This is a genomic window from Streptomyces sannanensis (assembly GCF_039536205.1).
In the GTDB taxonomy this organism is placed as follows: domain Bacteria; phylum Actinomycetota; class Actinomycetes; order Streptomycetales; family Streptomycetaceae; genus Streptomyces; species Streptomyces sannanensis.
In genome coordinates this window covers 177,992-196,123 of record NZ_BAAAYL010000001.1, presented here as the reverse complement: position 1 = coordinate 196,123, position 18,132 = coordinate 177,992, and the positions used below count along the sequence as shown (strand labels likewise).

The window sequence follows — 18,132 nt, the reverse complement described above, 5'->3', positions numbered from 1 at the left end:
CTGAAGAGTGTGGCGGCCGTCAGCCGCGGGGGTCGAGCACGGTGTCGAAGGGCGTGACCCAGAAGAACTCGCCGGCGTCGTCGTACGCGTACAACAGCCCCGTGCTGCCGAGCGCCAGCCGACTACCGTCGTTCTGCCGGACCTGCACGACGGCGGTGGAGCCGTCCCGAGCCGTGACCTCCGCCTGACCGAACGCGACGTCCACCCAGCCGGTGCGGATGGTGCAGGTCAGACCGATGAAGTCCTGCAGGGACGGCCCGGGTTCATCGGGAAAGAGCTTCACCAACGGCCGTACGAGCAGCCGTGTCAGACGCCAGGAGACGAACAGAGCGGCGAACAGCAGGACAGCACCGAGCAGATGCACAAGCCCGCCCGCCAGTCCCGCCCGGACGAGCAGCACCGATCCGGTCAGGCAGAAGAACCAGGAGCACGCGACCGTCAAGGAGGCGGACACCGAGACGGGGACACCCCCGAGGCCGAACGCATCCGTGTTCACATCGCCGTCGAAACTGTCGGATTCGACGGCGCCGAGGAGGACCAGCAGCCAGAAGCCGATGACCACGACGAGGGCCGTGGTGAACAGCACCGCGGGGAACGTAGTGGCGGCGCGCCAGAACTCGGCCATGATTCTTCCCCCTCGACCCGGCAGAGAGTTTCCGGATTCCGGCATCGGTCTCTCCGTATGCCCCCGGCGGCTTCATGCTGACAGGATGAAACATCTGTGCGCATTGCCGTACACCGGCAGTCTTTACGCTTCCTTGGTGCCGGTGGGCACCGCTCGGCGCCCACATGGCACCCTTGACATCCGCGTCAGGATCCGTCAGTGACGCGTCGAGGAGCGGGGGAGAACCATGGTGGACCGCAGCACGGCCGAGGAGTATCTGGAGGAGTACGCCCAGGTCCTGGCGGCTGCCAGTGCGACCGGCAGGAGGCTCACCCGCGACGAGCTGGAGGCGCTGCGCGCCCGCGGAGAGCGGGCCGCGGAGGCCGGCATCGGACTGCGTGCCCTGGTCCGCGCTCACCTGTCGGCCGCCCAGGAGGTCCGGCCGGCGCTCTGTGGCGTCGCCACGGGTCATCTGCTCGCCGTCGTGGAGCAGGCCGTGGATGCCTTCGCGGAAGGGCACGAGCGGGCCCAGCGGGCGGCAATCCGCCAACAGGAGGCAGCACGAAGGGAGTTCATCGACGACCTCCTTCATGGACGCAGCGACCCGGGCCGGCTCGCCGAACGGGCCGAACGTTTCGGACTGCTGTTGTCCTATGCACACGCAGTCGCTGTGGCGGAGGGGCCGGAGCCGTACGACGACGGCTACCCGGTCACCCGCAGTATCGAGTCCTCACTCCTGACGCGGTTCGGGGACCGCCGCATCCTGCTCACCACGAAGAACGGCCGGCTGATCTGCGTCGCACCGGGCGACGAGCCGGACGTACTGAGCTTCTTCGCCAAGCAGGCCTACGCGGCCACGGATGGTGGCCGAGTCGCCATCGGGCGGGCCCACACCGGCGTCGGCGGCGTCGTCCACTCGTACGAGGAAGCACTGAACGCCCTTGACCTGGCCGCCCGTATGGACCTGGAGGACCCGGTGCTGCACGCCGCGGATCTCCTGGTGTACCCGGTCCTCACCCGCGATCGGCAGGCGATGGCCGACCTCGTGCTGAGCGTCCTCGGTCCACTGCAGCAGGCGCGTGGGGGAGCGCAGCCCCTCATGGACACCCTTGCCGTCTATTTCGACACCGGCTGCGTGGCCGCCGAGGCCGCACGCCGGCTGTCGCTGAGCGTGCGGGCGATGACGTACCGGCTGGAGCGGATCCACAGACTGACGGGAGCCGACCCCGGTGACCCGGTCAACCGTTACACCCTGCAGACGGCGGTCGTCGGCGCCCGGCTCCTCGGCTGGCCCGAGGAGCCTCTCTGACCGATCGGTAGCCGGACTTCGATCCATCGGCCGGGAGTCTGCCCGGGCGGTCAGTGAGCGACCAACTCCTGACCGGTGCGGGCCAGGGCACGTACACGCGCGACCTGTCAGCGTTCGAGGTAGGCGACGGTGCCGGTCCGGCGGGCGGTGTTGATCGCGTCGAGCCGGGCGAAGTTGACCGGACTCATTTCCCGGCGCCAGCCGTCCAGGGGCTTGACCTGCCATTCGGTGTGCTCGTCGGTGAGCTTGATCTTGCTGAGCTGGTCATCGGAGAGGTGGCCGCCGTCGAAGATGAAGCCGATGTGATTGGCGGGCCACGCCGTGCCGGCGGTGATGAAGTGGACTCCGATGAGCTTCTGCGGACCTCGGAAGTCGTAGCCGGTCTCTTCCAGGCACTCGCGTCGGGCGCCGTCCCACGGGGTTTCACCCGACTCCAGGTTGCCTCCTGGCCACTGCCAGATTTCCCTCTTGTTGCGCGAGCGCATCTGGAAGGGATGGCCGGCGGTGTCGGTGAAGTACAGGCAGGCGTACGACGTAGCGCGGGCGATCGTCTCGATGTACTGCTCGGGCGGCAGCCAGGCCGACGTCATGTGGGTTGTCCTTTCTCGGCGCGCTGAGCCGGGATGCCCCGGTCGTTCTGAAGCTCCCACAGTCCCCTGAAGAGGCCGGGTTTCTCTACGATTTCGTCGAAGGTGCCCTGCTGGATGACGCTGCCCCGGTCGAGGACGACGATGCGGTCCGCGACGGCGACGTTGGCCAGGCGGTGGGTGACGAGGACGACGGCGCGGTCCTCGGCGATACGCGGCCGCCTTTCATGCCGGCGATGCCCTGCGGGAGCACGGCCAGGGTGAGCAGAGTCAGTTCGCCGACCGCCCGGATGGCGTACCCCGGGGGACGCCGTGACGGCGTTCTTTCAGAGCCAGCCGCGGCGGCCGGCCTGGATGCTGTCGGCCTCCCCTGGCAAATCCTGTGGTGGCCACCCGGCAGGGGCGGCCACCACAGATTGCGTTCGCCTGCCGTACACGTCGCACTCTCGCCGATGCGTCAGCCCCGCGGATGCTGCTTCACTCCGGCTCAGCGTGCGGTGTTCTCGACCGGCGTGCCGTTCTTCGCACGGGGCCCCGCCGCACTGGCAACGGCCGGGGTCTCCGGCGCGGTGAGTCCGGCGCGTTCGGCGAGCGCACCGCCCTGGAAGCGGCTTTCGGCCCCCAGTTCGTCCAATAATTCGGCGATGTGGCGGCGGCAGGTGCGCAGGGACATGCCCATGCGCCGGGCGATCACCTCATCCTTGGCGCCATCGGCCAGTAGCCCCACCAGCGCCCGCCGCAGGCTGGGGCCGACCTCCTTGTAGGCGGCCTCGCTGCTGCCCCGGAACGGGGTCGCGCCGGACCAGTGCTGCTCGAAGACCCGACAGAGGTATGTCACCACATCAGGGTCCCGGACGAGCACCGCTGCCTCGCCCGATCCGCCCTCCGCACGCCGGGGCAGAAAGGCCACAACTCGGTCGAACACCACAGCTCGGTCGGGCAGTTCGGCGGCAGTGCGGTACTCGGCACCGGCCTCGGTGAGCGTCTCCACGTATCCCTGGGTGGACAGGCTGGAACGTGCCGAGTGCTGATACAGGGTGCGCATCCGGACGCCGCGGCGCAGCATCGCCAGATCCCGGTCGATGGCGTCCCCGAGGCGGTGCGGTGCTCGCCCGCCGCCCGGCTGGATGCTGAACACCTCCTCCCGGCAGCGGGCCGACTCCTCGGTGAGCATCGCCGAGGCGGAGGCCAGGTCGGGCAGCAGGTCGATGCCCTCCCGGCGACCCTGTTCGCGCCGGGCGGCGTGGTAGTACGGCATCAGGGAGTACAGATCGTCGCGTACGGACTGGGCGTGCGCCGCGGCCTGCGCGAGCTGTGCCTCCAACGGACCCACCACTTCCGCCGCTGCGGCGTTCGGGCTGATCGGTATCAGCTCCTCGGGCTTGCCGGGAGCCGGTCTCAGCAGGCGGAGCAGCAGCAGGGTGTGGCAAGCCCCCTCGATCTCCTCCTGGCTCAGGCCGAGGGCCGGGAGCACGTCGGGCGGCCACCGCCTGAGGCTGCCGCGCGACAGTACGTGCTCGAAGACGGCGACGGCCCTCGCGTCCAGCCGTGGCAGCCCGCCCATGTTTGTCCCGATGGTCATGAGTTCCCCCGCAATGCGGCCCTGCGACTTTCGTGCCATGCAGAGTATTGCCAGGTCAAAGCGCTGGACCAACAGGGCTCGCCGGGATGAACTTTGAGGGTCTCGTTGGGCCAAAACCCACCAGGCCGACATACAGGGTGAACCCGTCGGACGCGGGCGTTCACCACCGACCCCACGACCTCCCGACCCAGGAGCTGTCCCATGCCCGCAGCCATCCGCTGTCTTCTCCTCCTCACGGTCCTGCTGGCCGGCGGCGCGTCCGTCGCCGCGCCGGACGGCGGGCCGGGGACGGCCGCCGGGCAGCACCGGGGCGGGACAGGAACGCCCATACCGGTCGCCGGAAGTCTGCTGGACACCAGTTGGGGCGACGGCTACACCCCGCCTCAGATGTAGGGCCTGTCCGGAGGATCACTGACGGCCCGGCCAGGGCCGGCACCGCGCACGCGTCGGCGAAGTCCCGTCCGCCCCGGCGGAATCGGGGCCTCTGGTCCCGGCACCCTGCCCATCCGTTGCGAATTGCGAGGTCGAAGAGCGTGTCGTCACTGCCTGAGTCTCCGCCCGGCCCCGGTCCCCGGCGGGCGCGCGCCGAACCTCCGGCGGACCTCGCGCTGCTGCCCGACCTGGTACGCGCCGTCATCGCTCGGTGCGTGCCCCGGGCGGAGCCGGGAACGGCGACGGAGCCCGGAGCAGAGCGGGGCGGGGCAGCGGACTGGGCCGTCGAACCGGGCGAGTTCTGGTGCCATGTCGTCCCCGCGGGAGTCGTCCGGCGCGCACAGGGGTGGAAGCTCCATGTCTCGGCCACTCCGCTTTCGGCCCCCCTCACCCTGGCCCGGTCCGCTGAGGTGCTGGTCGCCCACCGGGCGCCCTTCAAGTTCGCGTGGAGCCCCGCCCGGGTTGCCGCACTGGTCTCGGGGCGCTTCGCGCGGAGCGGGGGCGGTAAGTTCATCACCGTATACCCGGCCGATGACGACCAGTTCCGGCTGCTCGCCGAAGAACTGCACCACGCCACCGTGGGGCTGCCGGGACCCGCGGTTCTCTCCGACCGGCGTTATGTGCCCGACAGTCAGGTCTACTACCGGTACGGCGTGTTCGCGGGCGTCCGTGAACTGACGGCCGACGGCGCCTTCGCGGCCCGTCTGACCGACCCCGAAGGGCGACCGGTCGCAGACGAGCGGAACGCCTGGTTCAGTCCGCCGGCCTGGGCGGGCGACCCGTTCCCCGACCGCCCGGCCGTCCCGGCCCGCAGCAGTGCCACGGCCAAGCCCGTCCTGCTCAACGACCGCTATCTGGTACGTGGCGCGATCCAGCACTCAAACAAGGGCGGGGTGTTCCGGGCCGAGGACACCGAGAGCGGCGCCCAGGTCGTCGTCAAGCAGGCGCGGCCCCACGTGGGGGCCGGCCTCGAGGGGCTGGACGTCCGGGATCTGCTGCGCCGGGAGGCAGCCCTGCTGGAACGCTTCTCCAGAGCCTGCCCGGACCGGGTCCCGCGGCTGGTCGAGGTGTTCGAGCAGCAGGGCAGTGTGTTCCTGGCTGCCGAGTCGGTACCGGGTGCGACCCTGCGTCGTACCGTCGCACAGTGCCTGGCCCAGGACGGCACCGGCTGCCCCGACGCCCGGACGGCCGATTCCCTGGTCCGGCAGCTGATCGAACTGGTCGGCGCCGCCCACGAACTGGGCATCACCCTGCACGACTTCAACCCCAACAACGTCATGGTCACCCCGGACGGCCGGCTCCTGCTGATCGACCTGGAGATGGCGGCGAGGGAGGGCGAGCGCTGGGTGCTGGGCGCCACCCCCGGCTATACCGCCCCCGAACTGCGCGCCGTCGACCAGGTGGCCCCCGCTCTGGCACCCGGCGCCGACCTGTACGCCCTGGGCGCGACGGTCCTGCACGCGCTGAGCGGCGCCGATCCGCTGTTCGCCGCGGATCGGCCGACGGCCGCCGCCCGGCCGGACGAGGAACGCCTCGCCCAGCTCGTGGGGCTGCTGGCTCGCGACCATCCGCTGGTACGGCGCTTCTCGCCGCTCATCCGGGGGCTGATGCGGGACGACCCCGTCGACCGCTGGACCCTGGAGCGGGCCCGGCAGTTCCTCACCGGGAGACAGCGGTGCGCCTCGCACGCCGACGGCGTCGCGGCACCGCGGCGGGAACCGGTGGCGCGACCGACAGGCCCGGCACGCACGCATGCCCCGGCCTCGAAGACGCGGGAGGCGGAGAGGCCTGACATGGCAGACATACGGGCACGGCTGTTGCACGACGGCATCGCCCACCTCCTGGACGCCATGCGGCCGACCGACACCGAGCGGCTCTGGGGCTCGGATTCCTTTGGCGAGACCTGTGATCCGGTGGCCGTTCAGCACGGCTCGGCGGGCGGCGTGAGCGTGCTCGCCCGGGCACTGCGCCACTGGGACAACCACGGCACCGGATCACCTTCCGTGCAGCCCGTCCAAGCGGCTGCCACGCGGCCTTCCCCTTCGGGCGCCGGGGCGCCTCCCGTGACCTGGGGCGCGCTGCGCGAAGGGCTGCGGTCCGCCGCGCTCTGGACGGCGGACCGGCAGGACGCACTGCCCGGCAACCTGCCCGGGCTGCACTTCGGCCGCTCGGGGACGGCCTGGGCCCTGCTCGACGCCGCGATGGCGCTGGACGACACCGCCCTCGCCGGACGCGCCACCGCGCTCGCCCTGACGCTCCCCGTCCGGTGGCCCAACCCCGATGTCTGCCACGGCGCGGCCGGCTCCGGCCTGACCCAGCTGCACTTCTGGCGCGCCACCGGGGACCCGCGCTTTCTCGACCGTGCCATGCAGGCCGCGGACGGGCTGCTGACGGCGGCTCGGCGTACCCCCGAGGGCACCTTCTGGCCGGTGCCGGAGGACTTCGGTTCCGCTCTTGCGGGCGCCTGGCACTACGGCTTCGCGCACGGCGTGGCCGGAGTCGGCACCTTTCTCCTGCTCGCGGCCGAGACCATGGGGGAGGAACGCTTCCTCACCGCGGCTGTCGAGGCGGGCGCCACCCTGGTCGCAGCCGCCCGCCGCGGACCGGCGGGCGCCCTCTGGCCCGTCGACCGCGCCCGTCATCTCTCCGACTCCCCGGACCTCGCCCGGCACTGGTGCAGCGGCTCGTCCGGCGTCGGCACCTTCCTGCTCCGGCTCTGGTCGGCCACCGGCGCTTCCGACGATGTCATGCTCGACCTGCTGGAAGGCGCGGCCCTCGCCGTCCGGGCCGGCCGGGTGACCGACTCGACGGCCACTTGCCACGGACTCGCGGGCAACGCCGAGTTCCTGCTCGACGCCGCCGAGCTGACGGGCGACGAGCGCCACCTCGCCGGAGCGGAACTGCTGGTCGAGCACCTGGCGGCACAGGCGGTCCTGCACGACGGCCGTCTGCTGGTGCCCGACGAGAACCGCAGGACCGTGCTCGCCGAGTACGCCACCGGTCTGGCCGGAACCCTCTCGCTGCTGCTGCGCATGCGGTTCGGCGGCCCCCGCGCCTGGCTGCCCGAGGGCGAGCGCGCCCACCCCTGAGTATCCGGTGGCCGCCGGCCACCGGCAGCCGGGCCCGTCCGGGACCGGCACCCCCTAGCGACGAAGGAGAACGCCATGATGGAGCACGACATCGACGCCCTGCAGGTCCTGCCCGAGGACATCCGTACCGAGGACGCCCGTGGTGAGGAGCACGCCGCCGCGCTGATCACCGCCTGTCGCTGGCTGACCAGCGGCTGCTGACCGGCCGCCAGGGCTGGGAGACGGACCCCCGGGCCCGCCATCGGAGGGGGCCGGCACGTGGCCGGTCCCCTCCACCGCGTACGGGCCTGCCCCCCGCCATGGATTGACCTATTTGTCCTGATGTAGTCATAGGGTCCGATCGCGGCGCCCCTCTCGGGTGGCCCCGTTTGGATGATCAAAGTAGAGGCGGGTTAGCATATGAGCGCTGCCTAGCTCGAAAGATGAACCTGTGACTGTCAACGACGACTCGTTCACCAACTGGAAGACCCGCGAGGAGATCGCGGAGTCGATGATCCCGATCATCGGGAAGCTGCACCGGGAGCGGGACGTCACGGTCCTGCTTCACAGCCGCTCCTTGGTGAACAAGTCGGTGGTCAGCATCCTCAAGACCCACCGATTCGCCCGGCAGATCGACGGTGAGGAACTCTCGGTCACCGAGACGCTGCCGTTCCTGCAGGCACTCACCACGCTCGATCTCGGCCCTTCGCAGATCGACATCGGCATGCTCGCCGCGACGTACAAGAGCGACGACCGTGGTCTCTCGGTGGAGGATTTCACCGCCGAGGCCGTCGCCGGCGCCACGGGTGCCAACAAGATCGAGCGCAGCGAGGGCCGTGACGTCGTCCTCTACGGGTTCGGCCGCATCGGCCGCCTCGTCGCCCGCCTGCTGATCGAGAAGGCCGGCTCCGGCAACGGCCTGCGGCTGCGCGCCATCGTCGTCCGTCAGGGCGGTGACCAGGACATCGTCAAGCGCGCCTCGCTGCTGCGCCGCGACTCCATCCACGGCCAGTTCCAGGGCACGATCACCGTCGACGAGGCGAACAGCACGATCGTCGCCAACGGCAACGAGATCAAGGTGATCTACGCCAACGACCCGTCGGAGGTCGACTACACGGCGTACGGCATCAACGACGCCATCCTCATCGACAACACCGGCAAGTGGCGCGACCGCGAGGGCCTCTCGAAGCACCTGCGCCCCGGCATCGACAAGGTTGTCCTGACCGCGCCGGGCAAGGGCGACGTCCCCAACATCGTCCACGGTGTCAACCACGACACGATCAAGCCGGACGAGCAGATCCTGTCCTGCGCCTCCTGCACCACCAATGCGATCGTTCCGCCGCTGAAGGCGATGGCCGACGAGTACGGTGTCCTGCGTGGCCACGTGGAGACCGTCCACTCGTTCACCAACGACCAGAACCTGCTGGACAACTACCACAAGGCCGACCGTCGCGGCCGTTCGGCGCCGCTCAACATGGTCATCACCGAGACCGGTGCGGCCTCCGCCGTCGCCAAGGCGCTGCCCGATCTCAAGGCGCCGATCACCGGCAGCTCGATCCGCGTTCCGGTGCCGGACGTCTCGATCGCGATCCTCAGCCTGCGGCTCGGGCGCGAGACCACCCGCGAGGAGGTTCTCGACTACCTCCGCGACGTGTCGCTGACCTCCCCGCTCAAGCGCCAGATCGACTTCACCACGGCGCCCGACGCGGTCTCGAGCGACTTCATCGGCTCGCGCCACGCCTCGATCGTCGACGCCGGCGCCACCAAGGTCGATGGCGACAACGCGATCCTCTACCTGTGGTACGACAACGAGTTCGGCTACTCCTGCCAGGTCATCCGCGTCGTCCAGCACGTCTCCGGGGTGGAGTACCCGACCTACCCGGCCCCGGCGGTCTGATCTCGGCAGATTGCCCGATCCGGTGCCCCGGCAGGCGGGTGGCGGTGGGGCGGCAGCCGATTCCGATCGGCATCCGGTTGCCCTCCCACCGCCACCCGTCGACTGCCGTTCGGCAGCGGAACGGCCCGGCCGCACCGGGCAACCGCCTCGTGAGGGGCGGAACCGGCGGGACCTTGACGCCCCCGCGATGAAAAAACGAAGGGGCGCCCGCCGGCGGAGTCCGGCGAGCGCCCCGATCGACTTGGTCCTGGCGCACTCGGTTGCGCAAGGCTTTCGTCGATTCAATGCCCAGCTTCGCCGTGACCGCTTCCATCGCAGCCCACTCGATGTCGTACTCCGGCTACCAGCGCGGCGATCAGCCGCACTGCGCGACGGAGCAGTTCATCAGGCTACCTGGACAGACGTGCGATGACTCGATCCTCTGATGGAACCGAGCCTCCACTGATCCCCGAGCGGTTCAGGTGGCTGGTGTGTCGGTGTAAGTGCCCCGGCCCGATTCCGGCGGGCCGGGGGGTGAGTGTTGTGTGTGGGATCAGTTGCCGTAGCCGCCGCCAAAGCCACCGAAGCCGTGGTGGCGGATGACGCGGAAGCTGCCGACGACTCCATTCTTGACGTGTACGCCACCCTCGACCTCGTGGACCCGGATGCCGTCGCTCTGGCTGAAGGGGCCGACGACGGCGATGGGGGCGCCGTTGTCGCAGGTGGCGCCGCGGAAGACCTCGACGGTCTTGCGGCTGTCGTTGCGGACGTTGAGGGTCTTGGAGCCGAGGCCGCTGACGACGGTGATGCAGCCGCCGTGCTCTTCAGCGGAGTAGGTGCGCTCGTTGATGTGGATCCTGCCCTTGAAGTGGCGGCGCCCTCCCTCGTTCTCCTCCTCCTCTTCGCCTCTTTCGTTGTTGTTGCCCTTGCCGCCGCCGCCGACGTCGCCGCCCTGGGGAGCAGTGGCCTGCTGGACGGCGGGGGCGGCCTGGACAGCGGGGGCGGCCTGGACCGGCTCGGCGGGGGCCGCTGAGGCATAGGTGATGCCGGTGGCGGCCAGTGCCGCTGCGGCTGCGACCGCGGCGGTGATCGCGGATGAACGGATATCCATGTGACTTCTCCTGTCTGACAGGCCGGCTTAGCGGCCGGCTCGTGAATGAACATACTTGTGATCGTCATACCGGACATGTCGGACACGCCGACAATTTTCGTGTCGCGGGCCGATTGGGGGATCCGGGGCACGTCGCATGCGTGTCCGGCGGCCTGAACGCACATCAACTGGCCCGAAAAGACGCTGGGTTGGTAATGACTCTGGGCCGTTCAGGGGACTTTCCCGTCGACTGTCCGTCCGGCAGGAGCGTGTCGCTTGTGGGTATGGTGCGGGCGGGGGTCGGAGCTGCTGGACGGGATCGTTCGAGAGGGTGACCGGCGCATGGTGGCTGTCGGTCGAAGTCAGTGCATATACGGCCGAGTTGGTCGAAAGGGGCGACGGCAACGGCAGTCGGCTCGTGGTCCGTAATGGCTACTCCCGGCAGCGAGGTCGTGGGTGGGCGACGGCGAGCAGTTCTCCCGGGCGATCCTCCCGCCCGCGACCGTCACCCGGCTGACGGTGCAGCAGCAGGCCGGCCACGCCGCGTCCGCGCCTGTTCTGAGAAGGCTTCCGCCTACCGCTCAACGGGCTTGATCAGTCGAACAAGGTTCCTTTTCGGGTGATCCCACGACGGTCGAGCAGCAGGGGCCGGCTTCGAGGGCGGCACCGACGGCCTCGTTGTCGCAGGTCACGGTCCGCGCGTCGGAACCACCCGGGAATTGCGCAGCAGAGTCGGCACTGCCCGGCTGCTGCCCCGGCTTGTCGCCGGCCGCACGCGCGCCTCGGGTCGAGCGGCCGCCCGGAAATGTCGCCTCCCCGCACCCCAACCGTCCGCCGCGCGTGAACTCCCGGAAGGTGCCGGCGGATTACTTGGCCCCTGGTGTCTGAGCCAGGGCGCGGGGGCACCTGGGGGCCGGTCGCATGTAGCAGCTTGTCCCGGTGCCGTCGGGTATTCGCCGGGATTCCCGTGCAGGTGGCATCACCGGACGGGTCGACCCGCTTCGCTCGGGCCGCCGAGGCGGTGGCGCTGGGCCGTCAGGGCCGAGCGCGCGGCTTGGTCGGCGGCTGAGTGGGGCGACGAGGCGTACGTCGTGACTGATGCAGAGTCATGCCGACCCTCATGGCTAACGGCGAGTCAGGGTTTCCTGATGTGGGCGTTGGTAGACGCGAAGGTCGGGGTGAGGCTGCCGATGGGGTGACGAAGTGTCAGAACTCGCCCCATCGGGCTAAGCGCGAACTCAGCGAGCCGGTGGACCAGCAATGTTGGCGCGGCGTCAGGCCGTCCGGAATGCGATTCGCGTGGGGGTGTGGACACGTTCGGCCGATGTCGGCATCACGCCTTCGGCATATCCGATATGAAAGGAAAATTATCGGTTAGTACTTTCACTGGAAGCCGACTGGTCGGCTGATGTCTCTGAGACAAGGAGATGTGACATGAGTACGCGTACCGTCGCCGTGACCGCTGTGCTTGCGGGCGCTGCGACTTTGGCTGCCACTGGTATCACCTACGCCTCGGCCCCCCAGGCCCCCGCTGCCTTGCCCCGGCAGGCTGCCCCGGCTCCCGCCCCCGCCCCTGCTCCCTTTGGCGGTGACAGCGGCAATCGCGAGAAGGGGGCCGGCGGCGACAGCTACGACCGGGAAGAGGGCGGGCGCGGCCGGGAAGGGGGCGGGCGCGACCGGCGAGAGGGGAGGCGCGGCAGGGGAGAGGGCAGGATCGAGGTCAATGAGCGGACGTACTCCGCTCGCCCGGATGGCTGCATCACCGTGGTGAGCGGTCTGGGATCCACGTCCTTCAACGTCAGGAACGACAGCTGGAAGACCGTCGAGTTCTTCCGTGGGGTGACCTGCGGCAATGGCGCGCCCATCGCCACGATCGGCCCCCACGGCTTCAGCGCCGGTATCGCACCCGGCAGTGTCGACGGGACTGTGCACGTCGACAACGGAGTCGTGGGCAGCTTCCGTGTGTTCGAAGAGTTCGACCACGACGGGTTCGACCACGGCGAGTTCGACGACGACGAGTACTGATCAGGGCCACCTGCCCATCAGGGAGCCCCGGCCCGCCGGAATCGGGCCGGGGCTCCCGGCATGTGGGTACTTCTGCTCGCTGCCTCGCTCTGCATGGGGCATCACGAGGCTCACGCCTGATGCCCTATACACCCGCTACGCCATATTAAGCGTTAACCGGGCGCCCCGCGTGTCGCCGCGGGCGGCCCCGGGCAGTTGCAGCATGCCGGCCCGGCTCCATGGGGCCCTGCCGCCTGCCGTGGTCGGGCGAGGTGTGCGCACCACCGCTTCCGCCGACCCCTTCACGCGTGCGGCTGCCGGTTGTGGATTTTGGGTCGGTCGCGCCGGGCCTTTCGGGGGATGTGCCCCATGTGACCTGCCGGGCCGGACCGCCCGTGCTGCCGGCCCCGCCAACGGGCGGCAGGCAGGTGTCCGCGGCCAATGGGGTGACGGTGCGGCACCGACGGGCGGCAGCCGGTGCGGCCATCATGCGTCGGCCGGGACGGCCGGTATTGCTGCTTTCGGGTGGTCGAAACGAAAATAGTGCACGTTGGTGCCGGGGGCTGGGGCAGGCGATGTCACGGTGGGCCCACTGCCCTCTGACTGTGAGAGTGTCATGACACTGCTGGCCAAGCTTTTCACACAGCCGAAAGACCCGGCTGACGCGGCCCTGTCGCGGCAGCTGGAGGAAAGCATCGAGAGCGCCGGCTACTGGGTGCACAGGATGCCCAGGGAAGCTGCTCGCCTGGCGCGGAAAGTCCGCCGGTACACCACCGCCTCAGCAGTACTCAGCTTCGTCACGGCACTTGTGGTCTGGCCCGTTGTCGATGAGTCTTCGCAGCTCACGGCGCAAGTACTCGTCTGTGTCATGTCGGGCCTGGCCGCTTTGGCCGTCGCCATCCCCCATGCTCTTGGCCTGAGCGACCGCAGTGACGAGTCCATCAGGCTGTGCGGCGCATACGCCGAGGTCTACCGCGAACTGCTCGACGCGCGACACAGGTTCACCGCAGGCTCCAGGACGGATGCGTCCCGCTGGGCAGACGTCATCCGCCGGTTCGAGGGTATTCAGAGACGCAAGGAAGTCCTGGCGCTCGAGGACGGCGACGCACACACCGAACGTGCCTTTGCTGCTGCGCCGGCCAACGGGGGCGGGTGGCCGGGAGCTGCCGTTCCGGGGGAATCGCGGCAGATCACGGAGTCGTTGCTGCTCCCTGCGAGGGTGCCTGCGCCAGGCGGGCGGACGGTGGCCGTCGATGGCGTGGCCGCCGACGACGTGGCTGTTCTGGCCGCGCTCGTCCACATGCTGACGAACGGGAGCGGGGGGCGGCATGAGCCCGCGTACGTTCCCGTGCGCCGCCGGTACCCGCGCCGGCCCCGTGCCCGGGCCAGGCGGCGCATTCACCGGGCGGTGCTGGAGGAACTCGCCGGCCGCGGCCTGCCGGGTCCGGTGCGAACGATCCTCGGTTCATCCCGCGTGCGCGTCACAAAAGGATATGAATCGGTCCGTCCGGGCCTCGCAGGCGGGCAGAGTCCGGATCCGGCCATGCTCTCCGGTGTGACGCCGCGCACACATCTGGTGCCCCCGACCCTGCCCGCTTCGCCGCCGGTGTCCTCACAACAACTTTCGTGAAGGTCACGTGGCGGGCACGATGCCGTGGGCATGGATGTGACCGCAGCCCGCTCAGTCCGGGGGCGGCCCGCACAAGGGGCCGGCCCCGGTGGGACCGGGATCCAGGGCGGCCGCTGTGCACGGCTGCCGCGCTACGTCGTCATCGCGCGGGAGTCTCGCCGGCGCGGTCGACTGCGGCCACGGTGAGGATCGCGGAGGTGCCGACAACGGTCCCGGCCGGGCCGGCGTCATCGGCTTCGGTGAGGACTGATGCGTCGAGCGGGGCGTCGGCAGGCCCGCCTCGCGCACCAGGCCGGGGCGACTGCCGTCGGCGGACAGCCATACCTGCCGCGTGTGCTCGGGAGCCAGGGCCATGGAGTCTCCTGCGGCGCTCTGCCCGGCGTTGGCGACCTTGCTCTCGACGTACACGAACTGGTCGGCTCGGACCGCCGGTTGCTTTCCTTCGGCAGCGGTGAGTGCGATGCGGTCGAGGAGTTGCGTCACTTCGGGTGCCCGGGGGTGCCGCCACCCGTGACCGCGGTGGTGTCGTGCCTGGACGTGTCCGCGAGGTTCACCGCCACGACGCCGCCGGCGGCCGAGACGCAGGCGATCAGCCGGCGCCATGACCCGGACCGGACGCCGGCGCGGGGCCCGGGTGGTGACGCTGCCCGGCGGTTCGGCGAGGGCAGCCTTGCGCACCAGCGCTTTCCTCGGCAGCGGTTCACGGTCGGGATCCAGGCCGGGTACCGGCGGCGGGGGCAGCAGGCCGACGAGGCCGAGGCGCCCTGGGGAGGTCCACCCGTCACGCGGCTCGATCTCTGGCCGCGAGCTGGCGGCCCGCACTCAGTCCGGCACGGCCACGTCCACGCCGCAGCAGGCGAGCTTCCTGCCCTCCGCGCCGCATGGCTCACCACCAGGCGCGCCCAGCCAGCAAGGTGTCCATGGTCAGCTCGACGCGCTCGCTGTTGGCGTCGTAGCCGAACATGCGGGTGGGCGCGTTGAGCGCCTCGGTGTGGCTGGGGTAGGTGAAGTACAGGAGTTCGCCGCAGTATTCGGCGGCGTCGTCCAGGAGCGATTCCTGGCAGGTGCCCAGGACTGTGATGCCATGTTCCTGCGTGCTCTTGGCGAGGGCGCCGAGGACCTCTTGACGATGGTGTGTGCCGAGGGAATCGCCCAGTTCGTCGAGGATGAGCACGCGGCCGCGTGGATGGGGTGAGGCGAGGAGGGCGGCCAGGACGAGGTGGATCGAGAAGAGCTTCTCCTGCGCCGAGTTGGTGATGTTGTCGTAGGGCAGCAGGGGGCCGTGAGGGCTACGCCGCCAGTACGGTGTGACGTCGCAGCGCCACACGTCCTGCAGTGAGGGCGGTGGGGTGAGCGCACGGCGGAGTTCGGCACCGTACAGGCCGGCGTCGCGGTTCAGCGTGACCAGGGCGTCTTCGATGTCGCCCAGGGCCTGTTCGAGCCGTAGGGCGATGCTGCCCTGCATGATGTGCAGGCTTTCGCGAAGATCGGCGACTTTCTGCTCGCCGAAGGCGATACGACTGGCCCGCTGGGCGCGCTCGGCTGCGATGCGATCAGCGGCCGAGGTGTCGGAGTCGGCGAAGCGGTCGAGCCAGTCCTGGAGAGCGCGGGCGGGCGCTTCGAACGCGGTGGCATCGGCGAACGGGCGGCTGCCACTGTCGTCGGCGAGGTTGTTGCGGCGTCGGACGGCGTCCTGTAGCGCGGTGGTCGGAGCACCGGCACCCGTGTCGGTGTCGATACCGACCGCTTCGAGGGCGTGGTCGAGGTGGCGGCCGGCCCGCTGGCGCAGCGTGCTCTCGCTGCGACGTTCGGATTGCGGGGTCTGCCGGCCGGCGACCACGGCTGAGGTCGTGGTCCGGCGCAGGGCGCGGAGGGCGGCTGCGCGGCTGCCGCCGTGCTCCTGCCAGTAGCTGATGTCGAGAGCGGCGATCTGCTTCTTGAGGGCTGCTTGTTGTCCGGCGCCCTGCCGTTCGACCGACCGGGCCTTGTCGATCACACTCTGGGCTTGAGCGTGTTGGAGAGTGCGGGTGGCGTGGGCGACGACCGCTTTCTGCAGGGCGCTTTCCGCAGCGCCCCGTGCGAGCTGGTGGGCCGCGGTCCGGAGCTGGAGAGCGGCGAGTTCGCGTTCGAGCGAGGGGCGCTGGGACCGCAGGTGAGCGGCCAGTGCGGCGGCCTCCAGACGGTGGACGAGTTCCTCGCTCCGCGCCTCGGCTTCCTCGGCCTGGTCACACAGCCGGTGTGCCGTGGCGAGGTTCTGCTCGGCTCGTGCCGCTTCGGTCCGACGACGGCCGACGAGGGCGGCTCGGCCGGTGAACGGTTCGGTGAACCCGCCCAGCACGTACAGGCCGAGCGCGTCATCGACCGCTGTCTCCGGGGCGTGTTCCAGGCGCATGCGCCTGGCCAGGACATCCAGGAAGCCCCGCACGGGGTCGCCGGAGCGTTCGTCCGTATCGGGTACGGCGATCAGGACGACGCCCGGTCGGCCGGCCAGGGCTCTGCGGGCGGCGGGGACGTCGGATGCCCTGATGCACACGGCGTCGCCGTACAGCGCCAGGCGCGGCTCCCATGCGGAGCGCTCCTCACGGGGCAGGCCGAGCCCGTCGAGCAGCCCCGTGGCGCTGATTCCCGCCGTGCTCAACGTGCTGATCGTCCGTCCGGCGGCGCCGTAGCGTCCTTCCTCGGCTCGGGAGAGGTCCTCGCGGGCATGCTGAAGCCGCGCGTCGGCCTCGGCCAGGCGGACCTCGCAGGCGAGGGTGACCTGATGGGCCCTGCGTGCCTCGTGGCGGGCGTCATCGAGATGCCCCCGAGCCCCGGCTGCGGTGTCCTCGGCTTCTTCGAGAGCCTGGTTGTGCGATGCGAGCCGGTGGCGTGCACCGCTCGCGTCTTCGTGGGCCTGATACAGCAGCCGCTCAGCGGTCTGTTCGGCGAGTTCCGCTTCGCTGCGCTGGTGTTCCAGGCGCGCGGGGTCTTCGAGCGTACGCTGGACGGCTTCGGCTGATTCACGCTCGGCCCGGGCTCGTACGAGCGTCTCTGCTTGATCGTCCAGTGCGGATTGCAGCTGTTCGGCGCGCTCGAGAGCGTCGAGCAGGCCGCGGGCGTAGTGGAGGGCCCACAGCTCCTGGGCGCGGACGAGTTCCTCGCGCGCGGTGCTGCGCTGGGTGACGGCACGCAGGGCTCGTTCCTCGATCGCGTGACTGCTGCTGTCCTCCGCCCGGCTGGTCTGCAGCTCGTGCTCTGCCTGGCTCAAGTCATGGCGCAGGGAGGCGTCCGTGTCCAGGAGCGCGGCGCGGCCGGTGAGTTCGATCAATGCGGTGCCGATCCCCGCAGGGGTGAACGGGCCGGTGTCGAGCTTGAGGAGGGAGGGCCCGCCGCGCCGTTTCCCCCGGGAGGTCAGGAAAGCGAGGCAGCGGGGGACCGGCCCGTACAGGGCGGTCGCGTACTGGGTGGCCCCCAGGGAGGACGCCGACGGCAGTCCCCGGTAGATCTCGACGGCCTGATGGTGGCGCTCGTCGTCGTCGTGGGCCGTGGCCAGGTGGACGCCGGGGGCGTGCCGGACCTCGACGTAGGTCGGAGTGGCGGACAGCTTCATCCATACGGTGTGGGCGGTGCCGACGACGTCGTCGGGGGCGGCGAAGAGCCCGGCGATATAGCCGGTGGTCGCGGGGGCGTAGCCCTGGGCGGCCACCCCGGCGGTCCGCGGCTCGAAGAGCAGGTCCGCGACGGTGGCCGGACCGCTGCTGTGCATCCGCCATTCCGGGTCGCCGAGGAGCAGGGCGACGGAGGCCAGCCAACTGGTCTTCCCGGATTCGTTCGCATCCCTGGGGCCTTTTCCGGAGACGGCGACGAAACAGCCGGGGATGAGTCCGACCGCGGTGGAGGGGTGCCGGGCGATGTCGAAGGTCTGGATGCACAGCAGCTGCCGGTCACCGATGATCCCGAGGCTCATCGGG

General features: G+C 70.2%; 13 protein-coding genes. 8 read left to right on the top strand and 5 right to left on the bottom strand.

What is annotated here, in order from left to right; translation table 11 throughout:
• Positions 1-19 precede the first annotated feature (19 nt).
• Positions 20-625 (bottom strand): hypothetical protein, encoded by a 606-nt coding sequence (locus ABD858_RS00920; protein ID WP_345033789.1) that lies wholly within the window; start codon positions 623-625, stop codon positions 20-22.
• A gap of 226 nt (positions 626-851) precedes the next feature.
• Here ABD858_RS00920 and ABD858_RS00915 point away from each other — a divergent pair, with 226 nt between their 5' ends.
• Positions 852-1,913, top strand: a complete 1,062-nt coding sequence (locus ABD858_RS00915) for a PucR family transcriptional regulator (protein ID WP_345033787.1) — start codon at positions 852-854, stop codon at positions 1,911-1,913.
• A gap of 107 nt (positions 1,914-2,020) precedes the next feature.
• Here ABD858_RS00915 and ABD858_RS00910 read toward each other — a convergent pair whose 3' ends face one another.
• Together ABD858_RS00910 and ABD858_RS00900 are read right to left on the bottom strand one after the other, a co-directional pair.
• Complete coding sequence (locus ABD858_RS00910; protein WP_345033786.1) at positions 2,021-2,503, bottom strand: NUDIX domain-containing protein; 483 nt, start codon at positions 2,501-2,503, stop codon at positions 2,021-2,023.
• Positions 2,504-2,987: 484 nt separating this feature from the next.
• Complete coding sequence (locus ABD858_RS00900) at positions 2,988-4,082, bottom strand: hypothetical protein (protein ID WP_345033784.1); 1,095 nt, start codon at positions 4,080-4,082, stop codon at positions 2,988-2,990.
• 201 nt (positions 4,083-4,283) lie between these two features.
• Between ABD858_RS00900 and ABD858_RS00895 the strand changes: the two genes are divergently transcribed.
• The 5 genes from ABD858_RS00895 (at position 4,284) to ABD858_RS00875 (ending at position 9,904) form a co-directional block, all read left to right on the top strand.
• The gene (locus tag ABD858_RS00895; RefSeq protein ID WP_345033783.1) at positions 4,284-4,475 is read left to right on the top strand and encodes a hypothetical protein; all 192 of its coding nucleotides are present in this window, start codon (positions 4,284-4,286) and stop codon (positions 4,473-4,475) included.
• 140 nt (positions 4,476-4,615) lie between these two features.
• Complete coding sequence (lanL, locus tag ABD858_RS00890) at positions 4,616-7,603, top strand: class IV lanthionine synthetase LanL (protein ID WP_345033782.1); 2,988 nt, start codon at positions 4,616-4,618, stop codon at positions 7,601-7,603.
• 75 nt (positions 7,604-7,678) lie between these two features.
• A complete protein-coding gene (locus tag ABD858_RS00885; protein ID WP_345033780.1) occupies positions 7,679-7,804 on the top strand; it encodes an ALQxL family class IV lanthipeptide in 126 nt (41 codons plus the stop codon).
• Between the two features lie 229 nt (positions 7,805-8,033).
• Positions 8,034-9,479, top strand: coding sequence for a glyceraldehyde-3-phosphate dehydrogenase (locus ABD858_RS00880; RefSeq protein WP_345033779.1), 1,446 nt, complete (start codon positions 8,034-8,036; stop codon positions 9,477-9,479).
• 284 nt (positions 9,480-9,763) lie between these two features.
• Positions 9,764-9,904, top strand: coding sequence for a hypothetical protein (locus tag ABD858_RS00875; protein WP_345033777.1), 141 nt, complete (start codon positions 9,764-9,766; stop codon positions 9,902-9,904).
• Positions 9,905-10,011: 107 nt separating this feature from the next.
• On the opposite strand, the gene ABD858_RS00870 is transcribed toward ABD858_RS00875, so the two are convergent.
• The gene (locus ABD858_RS00870; RefSeq protein WP_345033776.1) at positions 10,012-10,569 is read right to left on the bottom strand and encodes a hypothetical protein; all 558 of its coding nucleotides are present in this window, start codon (positions 10,567-10,569) and stop codon (positions 10,012-10,014) included.
• Positions 10,570-11,982: 1,413 nt separating this feature from the next.
• Between ABD858_RS00870 and ABD858_RS00865 the strand changes: the two genes are divergently transcribed.
• Both ABD858_RS00865 and ABD858_RS00860 read left to right on the top strand, forming a co-directional pair.
• A complete protein-coding gene (locus ABD858_RS00865) occupies positions 11,983-12,573 on the top strand; it encodes a hypothetical protein (protein ID WP_345033774.1) in 591 nt (196 codons plus the stop codon).
• 595 nt (positions 12,574-13,168) lie between these two features.
• Complete coding sequence (locus ABD858_RS00860; RefSeq protein WP_345033772.1) at positions 13,169-14,182, top strand: hypothetical protein; 1,014 nt, start codon at positions 13,169-13,171, stop codon at positions 14,180-14,182.
• A gap of 886 nt (positions 14,183-15,068) precedes the next feature.
• Here ABD858_RS00860 and ABD858_RS00855 read toward each other — a convergent pair.
• Entirely contained in the window at positions 15,069-18,128 is a 3,060-nt protein-coding gene (locus ABD858_RS00855) for a coiled-coil domain-containing protein (RefSeq protein ID WP_345033771.1), read from the bottom strand.
• Positions 18,129-18,132 lie beyond the last annotated feature (4 nt).